The organism is Anaerolineales bacterium, from assembly GCA_022866145.1.
Taxonomy (GTDB): Bacteria; Chloroflexota; Anaerolineae; order Anaerolineales; family E44-bin32; genus PFL42.
The window spans coordinates 1-10,112 of the sequence record JALHUE010000383.1 but is presented as its reverse complement, the minus strand read 5'-3'; the positions used below and the strand labels follow the sequence as shown (position 1 = coordinate 10,112).

The 10,112-nt window shown below is 65.4% G+C and carries 10 protein-coding genes; 7 read left to right on the top strand and 3 right to left on the bottom strand.

Annotated features, from left to right (window positions below):
• Positions 1 to 432, bottom strand: a 432-nt coding sequence (locus MUO23_11625) for a DEAD/DEAH box helicase (GenBank protein MCJ7513605.1), incomplete at its 3' end; no start/stop codon positions are given.
• A gap of 190 nt (positions 433 to 622) precedes the next feature.
• On the opposite strand from MUO23_11625, the gene MUO23_11620 reads away from it, so the two are divergent.
• The 4 genes from MUO23_11620 to MUO23_11605 are packed head-to-tail and all read left to right on the top strand — an operon-like array spanning position 623 to position 4,507.
• Positions 623 to 1,663 (top strand): hypothetical protein, encoded by a 1,041-nt coding sequence (locus MUO23_11620; GenBank protein ID MCJ7513604.1) that lies wholly within the window; start codon positions 623 to 625, stop codon positions 1,661 to 1,663.
• Positions 1,660 to 2,670 carry a hypothetical protein gene (locus MUO23_11615; protein ID MCJ7513603.1) on the top strand — a complete coding sequence of 337 codons (1,011 nt, stop codon included), beginning with the start codon at positions 1,660 to 1,662 and terminating at the stop codon, positions 2,668 to 2,670. Before MUO23_11620 ends, MUO23_11615 begins: the two co-directional genes overlap by 4 nt.
• Positions 2,667 to 3,404, top strand: a complete 738-nt coding sequence (locus tag MUO23_11610) for a hypothetical protein (GenBank protein ID MCJ7513602.1) — start codon at positions 2,667 to 2,669, stop codon at positions 3,402 to 3,404. The genes MUO23_11615 and MUO23_11610 overlap by 4 nt, the downstream gene beginning before the upstream one ends.
• 8 nt (positions 3,405 to 3,412) lie before the next feature.
• The gene (locus MUO23_11605) at positions 3,413 to 4,507 is read left to right on the top strand and encodes a hypothetical protein (GenBank protein ID MCJ7513601.1); all 1,095 of its coding nucleotides are present in this window, start codon (positions 3,413 to 3,415) and stop codon (positions 4,505 to 4,507) included.
• 20 nt (positions 4,508 to 4,527) lie between these two features.
• On the opposite strand, the gene MUO23_11600 is transcribed toward MUO23_11605, so the two are convergent.
• Positions 4,528 to 5,460 carry a magnesium transporter CorA family protein gene (locus MUO23_11600; protein MCJ7513600.1) on the bottom strand — a complete coding sequence of 311 codons (933 nt, stop codon included), beginning with the start codon at positions 5,458 to 5,460 and terminating at the stop codon, positions 4,528 to 4,530.
• 423 nt (positions 5,461 to 5,883) lie between these two features.
• On the opposite strand from MUO23_11600, the gene MUO23_11595 reads away from it, so the two are divergent.
• The 3 genes from MUO23_11595 (at position 5,884) to MUO23_11585 (ending at position 9,490) form a co-directional block, all read left to right on the top strand.
• Complete coding sequence (locus tag MUO23_11595) at positions 5,884 to 6,714, top strand: hypothetical protein (GenBank protein ID MCJ7513599.1); 831 nt, start codon at positions 5,884 to 5,886, stop codon at positions 6,712 to 6,714.
• Between the two features lie 56 nt (positions 6,715 to 6,770).
• A complete protein-coding gene (locus MUO23_11590) occupies positions 6,771 to 7,976 on the top strand; it encodes an aminopeptidase P family protein (protein ID MCJ7513598.1) in 1,206 nt (401 codons plus the stop codon).
• Between the two features lie 113 nt (positions 7,977 to 8,089).
• A complete protein-coding gene (locus MUO23_11585) occupies positions 8,090 to 9,490 on the top strand; it encodes a hypothetical protein (GenBank protein MCJ7513597.1) in 1,401 nt (466 codons plus the stop codon).
• Between the two features lie 91 nt (positions 9,491 to 9,581).
• On the opposite strand, the gene MUO23_11580 is transcribed toward MUO23_11585, so the two are convergent.
• On the bottom strand, positions 9,582 to 10,112 hold a 531-nt coding region (locus tag MUO23_11580), incomplete at its 5' end, for a hypothetical protein (GenBank protein MCJ7513596.1).

Below are 10,112 nucleotides of genomic sequence, written 5' to 3'. Positions count from 1 at the left end.
CTGGGGCGTGTCGCCATCGTAAGTGCGCACCACCACCTGGTCTTCGGCCGAGAGCGCCCGCAGCAGCCCCGTCAGCACAGCCGCCTGATCCTGCGCCAGAGCCTTGGTCGGAAACAGATACAGCGCACGCGCCAGCGGGTCCGAGAGCAGCGTCTGCAGGACAGGGAGGTTGTAGCACAGCGTCTTGCCGGAGGCGGTGCCGGTCACCACCACCACATTCTCGCCGGCCTGGCTGGCTTCGAGGGCTGCGGCCTGATGGCTGTACAGCGGGGAGAGCCCAAGTTCATGCAGGGCTGCCACCAGGCGTGCGTTCAGCCCGTTCGGCGTCGGCGCATAGCGGGCAGGCCGGGCGCGCATCGGCTCCCAGGCTGTCACATTGCGCATGAAGCCGGGGTCGTGGCGAAGGGCTCGAAGCGCGTCCTCGATCGGCATGGCGCGAGGATTATAGCCCTGGGTCACCCCGGGTTTGTCCGAGGTCGTGACCAGAATCCTCAACCGAATTGTGGATCGGGCGGATGCCCCGCCAGAATCTCGGAAGGCGCCTGGCGTCCGCGGGATTGAGTGGCGACACTCCCGACTGCAGTCGCGACATCTGATGGTTCCACACGGTAGGAGAGGATAGGTGGCACCCCTGGAGGACCGGATGCGCCGTCTGCGTCACCCCGCACTCCTCTTGTACTTCCTTTCGCCCATTGTCGCCGAACTTCTGTCTGGTTCGGCGCCTCCGGCGGAGTTCTTCAATCCGTTCACCTTCATCCTGCTGACTGCCTTCTATGGCAGCGCAGCGTTGGTCGTCCGCGAGCTGACGTTTCGCTGGAGAAAAGGATGGCCGACGGTCCTGATCCTGGGATTGGCCTACGGGATCGTCGAAGAAGGACTGGCCGTCAAGAGCTTCTTTGATCCCGCCTGGATCGATCTCGGACCCCTGGGTGTGTACGGCCGCTGGGCCGGCGTGAACTGGGTGTGGTCGGCCGGGTTGACCCTGTACCACGCTGTATTCAGCATCGCCATTCCGATCCTGCTCACCTGCCTTATCTTTCCGGACTGGGTCGACCGGCCCTGGCTGAGCCGCCGCACGTTTCGCCTGTGGAGTGTTGTACTGGCCCTGGTCGTGCTGTTCTGCAACCTGTTCCTCACCGCCTACCGGCCGCCTTGGACGCATCTGGCGCTGGCTGGGGCGGCCGTCCTCGGGCTGGGGCTGATGGCGCGCAAGCTGCCGCAGACTCTGCCGCTTGACTCGGTTGTCAGGCTTCGCCGTCCCCGAGCGCTGTTCTGGCGCAGCTTTGCGGCAACGATCGGATTGTTCGTCACGCTGTGGGCACTGCCGAACACCCCAATCCCGCCTGGGGTGACTCTAATCCTGATGTTCGCCTGGGCAGGCATCTTCGTCTGCGCGGCGTGCCGCCTGACGAAGCATGCCGCCTGGTCTCGGTCACACGCCGTGGCCGCGGTCAGCGGCGCGCTGCTGTTCTTCGTTCTGTTGGCTCCGGTTGCGCAGCTCGATCCCCAGGCCGCGGACAATCGCTCCGGTATGACTTGGGTTGCGCTTGGGATGGGCCTCTTCCTAATCTGGCTGGAGCGTCGCAATCGAAGGCCGATCCCGGACGCCGAAGCGGATCCTCCGATGGACCCAGCCCCGGTAGATAGCCGGATTGCCGCGTGAGTCCTCAGGTTCAGACGCCCGCCAGGATCGCCTTTGCCAGCCGTCTGGGATACGGTTCCCTGACGGCGCTGACCTTGATGGTGTACTCTGAGCATCTGTTCTGGGCGCGGCCGGGGCCGTGGATCCGGGCCGAAGAGCTGCTCCCGACCTTCCTGGCCTATGCTGTCGCCGCCTATCTCTTCCTGACCGTCGTCGCCCACTTCCGCGTGCGTTCGCTGGCAGCTCTGTATCTGGCGGGCGCCGTCTACGGTTGGTTCCTCGAAGGCGTGATCGTCCAGACGATGTACGACGACTTCCCGCTCAACCTATCCTTCACCGGGCTGGCCTGGCATGCCCTGATCAGTGTGATCATCGGCTGGGGTGTCGTGCCGGCCAGCCTGTCGCGTGGTTCCTCCGGGCGGACCGCCGCTCTCTCAATCGCGCTCGGTGCCGGATATGGCCTGTGGGCCCTGTGGTGGTGGACGATTGAGCCCCCTCCGGCGGCCCTGGCGAATTTCGCAGCGTACACGCTAGTCCTCGCGCTGGCGCTCATGCTCGCCTACGGTTTGGCGCCACGCCTGCCGCTCCAGGCGTTCCACCCGGGCAAGGCCGAGCGCGGCGTGCTCTTTGTATTGGCGGGGGCATACTTCGTCGCCGTGACCGTGTCTACCCAACCCCTCTCCCTGATCGTGCTACCGCCGCTGGCGCTTGTGGTGCTGGTCGCGCTCAGCCGCAACCGCCGCAACGAAACCCGCCAGGACCAGATCCAGGTAGCGCTGGCCAGCCCGAGCCCAGGCGCCGGGCAATTGCTCCTCTTGCTTCTGCTGCCGCTCACCGCCTCGACCGTCTACGCCCTGGCCGATGCCATCGACGCGCGTCCACCTACTGGCATGCTGCTGTACCTCATCACCGTCCCGCTGGGTTTTGGGCTGCTGGTGTGGGCCCTGGCCTCGATCCTTCGCCAGCCGCGGGCCGGGCAAACCGACGGCGGCCTTGCTGCCCCGACCAGCGGGTTTTCAGACTCATGACCACCAACCTGCCTCAGCCCGCCCAGCCCGGGCCCGGCCACCAACGCCGGTGGCAGTGGCTATTCGCCGCCAGCGGATTGCTGCCCGTGCTCCTGTTGCTGGTGGATCCGCCGGACACGATGCTCTTGATCTATTCGATCTTCGTCGCCGGCTGGTTTGGCCGGAGGCGCCTGGCACAGATCGTTCGCCGCCTGCGCCTGCCAGCCTGGATGCTGGCATTGGCGGCGACGCTGCTGGTCGGCGGCCTGACCGAGAGCCTGGCCTGGGCTGGCAGCTACCTGGCCCACGATCCCAACCCGGCCCTGCTCCACCCTCAGCTCGCCTATGATCTGCTGTTCAGCCCGGGAATCTACGCCGCCTGGGCTCTGGCCTGGATGGCCGCCGGGCGCCGCTACGTCTACGGGCTCGGTCACGTTTTCGTCCTTCAGGGCGTGTACGGGGTGTTCGTCGAGCAGCAAGGCGCAGTCTTCATACAAGGACTGCGGGCTCTGCCGTTGGGGTTGGTCTTCTGGCTGTATGTCTTCGTCGTGTACGGCTCAGCGATGGGACTGGCCGTTCTCTTGTGGCCTCCCGGCCTGCTGGCAACCGGGCGGTGCCGCGGTTGGCTGCGCATTCCCGCCGTGCTGGCGTTGAATATTGCCCTGACAGCAGTCACGGCCCTTGCCTGGGGCGGCCTACTGCACCCGCTGCCGATCCCCGAACCGCGGCCAATCTGGGAGGCCCCCTTTTGGTAAGGAACGTCATGCCTCGCGAACGAGTGCTGGCTCCGTGCTTGCTGGGTCTGACCCTGGCTGGCATTGCATGCGGTTCTTGGCCGGCCGCCGCCTCGCCCGGCCCGACCGCCGACCTGCAGGCCCCACTGCCGCGCGGCGACCGACTGCTCTCCATCGACGTCAACCAGGCTTCCGACGGCGACTACGACTCGGCCTTTCAGCTGGCGCTGCAGGCCGGCGCCCAGGCTGTCAGCCTCTCCCTGCCCTGGGACGCCCTCGAGACCGCGCCGGGTCAGTATGGCCCCGACCCGGACTACCTGACGATCGCCAACGCCTACTACCCCGCCTCCGATACCCCGCTGGTGCTGACCCTGGCACCGATCGACACCAACCAGCTGCGCCTGCCGGCAGACTTGAGCCACCTGGCGTTCGACGATCCGCGCCTGATCGATCGATTCAACCGTATGCTGGCGGACTCTTTCTCCCGTCTCCCGGAGACGCAACTGATCGTTCTGGCAATCGGGAATGAAATCGACGCCTACCTCGGCGGGGATCCAGGGATGTGCGCAGCCTATGAGGAATTCTTCGCTGCGACTTCGTCGTATGCCCGCAGCCTGCGGCCCGGGCTGCAGGTGGGAACCAAGGCGACTTCCGGCGGGTTGCTCGGTTCGAGTCGCCGGTGCCTTGAAGCTATCAACCGGCACAGCGACGCGATCCTCGCCACCTACTATCCGCTCAAGGGCGATTTTTCGGTGCGCCCGCCCAGCAGCGCGTATCAGGATTTCGCTGCGCTGGCTTCCCTCGCCTCCGGCAAGCCGGTCTACCTACTCGAGGTCGGTTACCCCTCAAGCCGGATTCTGGGGAGCTCCGATGCGCTGCAGGCGGAGTTCGTGCGTGAGGTGTTTCGGGCGTGGGATGCGCAGGCCGGCCAGATTCGCCTGGTCAATTTCACTTGGCTGCACGACATCTCCGACGAGGCGTTGGCAGGATTCCTCGACTACTACGGCCTCGACTCCCGTCGTTTCGCCGAATTCCTGGGATCGCTCGGTTTGCGCTCCCACGACGGGCGACCCAAGCTCGCCTTCCTGGCCCTCGAGCAGGAAGGGGCCGCCCGGGGATGGTAGCCGACCTCCCGCCCAATCCCCTACAGCCAGTCCCGCCGCCAAAAGATCAGGACCACCAACAGCGCCACCACGAACGAGAAACCCAGCACCATCAAGAAGGCGAACGGGTGCTCGCCTAGCGGAAGGGCAACGTTCATGCCGTAGATGCTGGCCACGAGCGACGGCAGCGCCAAGATGATCGTCACCGAAGCCAGGAACTTCATCACCGCGTTCAGGTTGTTCGAGATGATCGAGGCGAAGGCGTCCATCATCTGGCTGAGGATGCCGCTGGAGATGTTCGTCATCTCGATGGCTTGCCCGATCTCGGTCAGGGCGTCCTCGAGCAAGTCCTCGTCGTCCGGAAACATCTTGAACATCTGGCCTTTCTGCAGGCGATCCATCATCAGCTGGTTGGCCTTGAGGGCTGTAGTGAAGTACGTCAGGCTCTTCTGATACTTCAGCAGGTCCAGCACCTCGCGGTTGCGCAGGGAGGCCTGCAGGTTGTCTTCCAGGACATCCACCGCTTTGTTGATCGCTCGCAGGTCGACCAGGTACTGCTGGGCCGTCAGCAAGAACAGGTGAAGCAGGAAGCGATTCCGCTTGGCGGTGCTGATGCCCCGCAACTTGCCGTTCGACATGCCGCGCAGGACTTCACTCTCCTGAGCACTCACCGTGACCACGGCCCTTTCCGTGAGGATGATGCCCAGCGGAACGGTTGTGAACGGGATATCGGAGCCCGGGCCCTCATGCCGCGGCACGCGCAGGATGACCAGCGCCACGCCCTCCTCCTTCTCGGTGCGGGCCGTCTCGTCGACGTCAAGTGGGTAGGTCAGGAACTCGCGCGGGATGGCGTAGGCGGTCTCAATGCGTGCAATTTCCTCGGCATCCGGCGAGGTCATGTGAATCCAGCAACCCTCGACGGGTTCCTGAATGGCGATCACTCCATTGGGCGTGCTGCGATACATGGTGATCATGGCGCCTCCCGAGTTCACGGCAAGAATGATCCAACCCTGGGCGCAAGCCGCAAGCCGTGCGGCAATCGCCTCGGGGCAAGAGAAGGATGCGGGAGCCGGGGGGTACGGTCGGCCCAGGCGTCCATCCGGCAGCGGTGCCACCTTACCCGCACCACCTGGGAGCAGCCCGGGGTCGGAGGTCAGGCGGGGAAGGTGCGCGGTGCTGCGACCGGGCTTAGCCCGGCACTGTCACGGCAACTATTCGGGTCGGGTTCGTTGCTCTCGTCCATCATGCTTGCCCGAAAAGGGGCATGCATCTCCTGTCGGCACATGACCTTTATAGCACCTCCACCTGCATCCTGTCCAGCCGACTCGGCCCCGAAATAGCCGGGCCAGTATAATGACGGCATCCCCGCCCGGTTCACTATGCCCGAGCTCCCGGAGTTGGAAGCCGTCAAGGACGTTCTCGTCCGCCGCCTGGCCGGGCGGCCGGTGGTGGGCGTGGACGTCGCTCCCAAGGGCGGGCCGATCGTGGTGCGCGACCTGACCGGCCAGGGCTTCGCCCATCAGGTCACTGGCCGGACTTTCGACGCCGTCGAGCGCCGGGGCAAGTTCCTATTGATCCCCCTCTCTCATTCGGCTGCTTCCGAAGCCCGCCTGACGCTGGCCATCAACCCCAAACTCATGGGCCGGCTGCAGCTCTGTTCACCAGATGCCCGGAAGGTCGGTCCGGTCCACGTCACCGTCCATTTCGACAACCCGGCGGAAGAGTTGCGTTACGTCGACAGCAAGCGCATGGGCCAGATCTACCTCACGACCGATCTGGCACAGATCCCAACCTTCGCCGAGATGGGGCCGGACGCGCTTGACATCTCGCTTCCGGACTTCAAGGAGCGGCTTCGCCCGTACCGCGGTGAGATCAAAGGTGTCCTGACCCGGGCGGCATTTGTCGCCGGAATTGGAAACGCCTACGCCGACGAGATCCTGTGGCAAGCCGGCCTGCATCCGTACCGCAAGCGGGCTTCGCTGTCGACCCCCGAGGTCGAGGCTCTACATCAGGCGATGCAGCAGGTGCTGCTCCACGCCGTTGACCAGGTGCGTCGGGAGATGGGCGACGAGATCCATCTCAAGCCCCGCTCCTCTTTTGCCATTCATCTGCGGGCAGGCGAGCCATGCCCTCGCTGCGGCACTGCGATATCCGCCATCACCGCTAACCAGCGCATCACTAATTTCTGCCGCACCTGTCAGCCCGGTGGGCTGATCATCGGCATGTGATGCCTCCGCACTCGCTCGCTCGCCGGAGTGATACACTCGACAGCGCCGATGAGACGATGACATCCTCAGCTTCCGAACTCGTGCTCCCCAAACTCGCTCAGGCCTCCAGCCTGCTGCAACGATTCGACCTTGACCTGTGGTTGACGCTGGTGCAGGAGACCAGCCTGACGCGCGACCCCGCCCTCGACCTGATCTATCCCTTTGGGGTGACCTGGCATTCGGCCTTCCTCGTCCATCGCAGCGGCGAGAGCGTTGCGATTCTTGGCCGCTACGACGCCGGCACGGCCAGGAGCCTGCAGGCGTTCACCACGGTCGTCGCCTACGATCAATCCATCCGCCCGGCCTTGATCCAGGCCCTGCAGCGCCTTGCCCCCCGGCAGATTGCGGTCAACTATTCACCCGATGATCCGGCCTCCGACGGGCTGACGCACGGCCTCAAGCTGCGCCTCGATGAAGTGCTGGCGGAGGCGGGCTTCGCCGCCGAGTGTGTCGTCTCGGCGGCGAGGTTCCTCGGCAGCCTGCGCGGACAGAAGACCGAACAGGAGGTGGGCCGCATCCGGCAAGCCGTCGCCACCACCCAAGCCCTGCTCGGCGAATTGACGCCGCAGCTGCGCCCTGGAGTCACCGAACGCCAGTTGGCTGAGCAGATGCATGCCATGATGCGCCGCGACGGCGTGGGCGCCGCCTGGGACTGGGAGACCGACCCGATCATCAACATCGGCCCTGAGGCCGAAGTCGGTCATGGGCTGCCGACCGATCGGGCGCTGCGCCCAGGCCAGATCGTTCACGTCGATTTCGGCGTCAAGCAGGACGGCTTCTGCGCGGATCTGCAGCGGATGTGGTATCTGCTCGGGCCGGGTGAAGACCACTTACCAGAGGCTTTGGGGCAGGCCTGGCAGGCCGTGCGCCAGGCGCTGCTGGCGGGCGCCGAAGCCCTGCATCCGGGCGCCCTTGGCTGGGAGGTCGATCACGCCGCCCGCACATCGCTCACCTCCAGCGGCTATCCAGAATACCTACACGCCTTCGGCCATCACCTCGGCCGCGTGGCGCACGACGGTTCGACCGTGCTCGGACCCCGCTGGGAGCGATACGGCCGTACCCCCTTCAGCGCCATCGAGGTCGGCAACGTCTTCGCCATTGAACTGGGGGTTCAGCTGGAGGGATACGGCCCAGTGTACGCTGAAGAGGATGTTCGGGTGGCCGAGGCCAGCCTGGAGTGGCTGAGCACTCCGCAGACCGAGATCACGCTGATCCAACCCTGATCTTCCCCCTCGCCCCGCCGCCGGCGCCTAGCGCTCCTGCCGGCCTCCCCACCGCCAGCTGCGGTGGCCAATGCAACCCGCGATGATACAATCTCCGCCGCCTCGGAGGCCGAATGCGCAGGTCCGTACTTCTGTATCTTACCGCTCTGCTCCTGACATCCACCCTCGCCTGCAGCTTGGTGAAGGGCCTCATCCCTTCGCCCGCCCAACCAGCGCTGCCGACTGCGTCCCAGGGGCCGGCAATCTTGCTTCCGACCGCAGAATCCACAAGCCCTCCAGGCCTGCCCGCCGAGACCACGCCTTCCGCCTCTGGGGACGGTCTCCCGATCAGCCCCGAAGCCCTGGCCAAAATGGAGGAGATCGAGCAGCAGGTCATCACGCTGCGCGGCCTGTACCCCAACCGACCCTCGGATCGCACGCTGCTCAGCCCGGATCAGCTGCGCCAGCGTGTGCTCGACGACTTCCTCGGCGACTATAGCCTCGAGGAAGCAAGGGACGACACCCAGGTGCTGGCGCTGCTCGGGTTGCTCCCTGCCGATTTCGAACTGTTGGACTTCTACATCGAGCTGTACAGCGAGCAGGTGGCGGGCTACTACGACGATGAGGTCAAGCGGATGTTCGTCGTCGGCGGTGAAGGATTCGGTGGGCCCGAACGCCTGACCCACGCTCACGAGTTCGTTCACGCCCTGCAGGACCAGAACTACGACTTTCAGGGGAAGATGAACTTCACCGACGATGCCTGCGAGGCCGATTCCGAACGCTGTGCCGGCATCCGCAGCCTGGTCGAGGGCGATGCATCCCTGCTCGAAGAACAATGGGCCCGCACCTACGCCGCGGAGCAGGACATCGAGGAGATCATCGCCTTCTACGACAACCTGCACACTCCGGTTTACGACCGCGCCCCGGAGTTCATGAAGCAGGACTTCATCTTCCCGTACGTACAGGGGTCCGAGTTCGTCCGCTCGCTATACCTGGAGGGCAGGTGGGCCGGCGTGGACGCCGCCTACCAAGACCTACCTCTATCCACCGAGCAGATCCTGCATCCCGACCGCTACCCAGAGGACAAGCCTCGCCGGCTAGACCTGCCCGACCTAACGCAAGCCCTAGGCGAGGGCTGGCGCGAGATCGACCTTAACAACCTGGGCGAGTGGTATATGCGCCTGACGTTGATGGAGCTTCTCCCGGAAGAGACCGCCGTCAAGGCCGCCGAGGGTTGGGGCGGTGACACGTATCGCGCCTACCACAACGATCAGACCGGAGATTCCGCCCTGGTGTTGGTGTCCTCCTGGGATCGCATGGCCGATGCTGAGGAGTTCTTCCTGGCGCTGCGTGACTACGGCGATCAGCGGATCGGCCGTCACGAAGGCGACGCCAAGCAGTTGCGCTGGCAGTCCTCCGACGAGGGCATGCTGGCTGAACGCAGTTCAGATCAGGTGCTGTGGATCCTGGCCCCGGATGCGGACAGCCTGGAGGACCTGCGCCAGGCAGTGGCCTTTCCTGCCAAGCGAGAGTGATCGCCTCTCCACCGGGAAGACGCAAGAACTCGCAGGGGTGACCCCCGCGTGGTGTCCTGCGAACGCCGGAGGCCGAACGGCACTCGCCGGGTCAGCCAAGCCCGGCAAATACCTGGCCCGTGACCCCATGCAGGCAGACCGGGCTTGCCCCGCTTTTGACCTGCAGTCCGCCGATCCAGAGTGGGATGAGCAGCAGCTTGAAGTCCTCCACGATCAGCCCGGAGGTATCGTATGATTCCCGGCCGCGGAACCAGCCGCCGTGCTCTCGCCGTGCGCGCTGCACGGCTTCGCCTCGAGCTTCGATGGCCGCCTGACTGAGCGGCAACTGGTAGGTCTCTGCCAGCCAACCGGCCAGCAGAATCGGATCGAAGGCTGCCGCCGGGGAGCTCGCCGTCGCCCGGGCGACCTCGGCCAGCAGCGCCGGTTGGCTCCGTGTGGCCGGGACGCACAGGCTGAGACGGAGAGGCAACCGATCCATCGGCGAGTCCCCCCGCCCCAGATCGCCCAAATAGAAATCGTCGATCGGATGCCGGGTGGTGAGCACCCGGCCGATATCGACTAGCACGTCGGCACCCGGCTGGCGTGGATCCTTTCGGACCTCCTGCGAGGCGATCTCGCCGGT

Bases quoted from the DNA above. Each gene is read 5' to 3' on its own strand.
- MUO23_11585 (MCJ7513597.1), top strand. From the start codon at position 8,090: ATGCGCAGGTCCGTACTTCTGTATCTTACCGCTCTGCTCCTGACATCC.
- MUO23_11605 (MCJ7513601.1), top strand. From the start codon at position 3,413: ATGCCTCGCGAACGAGTGCTGGCTCCGTGCTTGCTGGGTCTGACCCTG.
- MUO23_11590 (MCJ7513598.1), top strand. From the start codon at position 6,771: ATGACATCCTCAGCTTCCGAACTCGTGCTCCCCAAACTCGCTCAGGCC.
- MUO23_11600 (MCJ7513600.1), bottom strand. From the start codon at position 5,460: ATGATCACCATGTATCGCAGCACGCCCAATGGAGTGATCGCCATTCAG.
- MUO23_11610 (MCJ7513602.1), top strand. From the start codon at position 2,667: ATGACCACCAACCTGCCTCAGCCCGCCCAGCCCGGGCCCGGCCACCAA.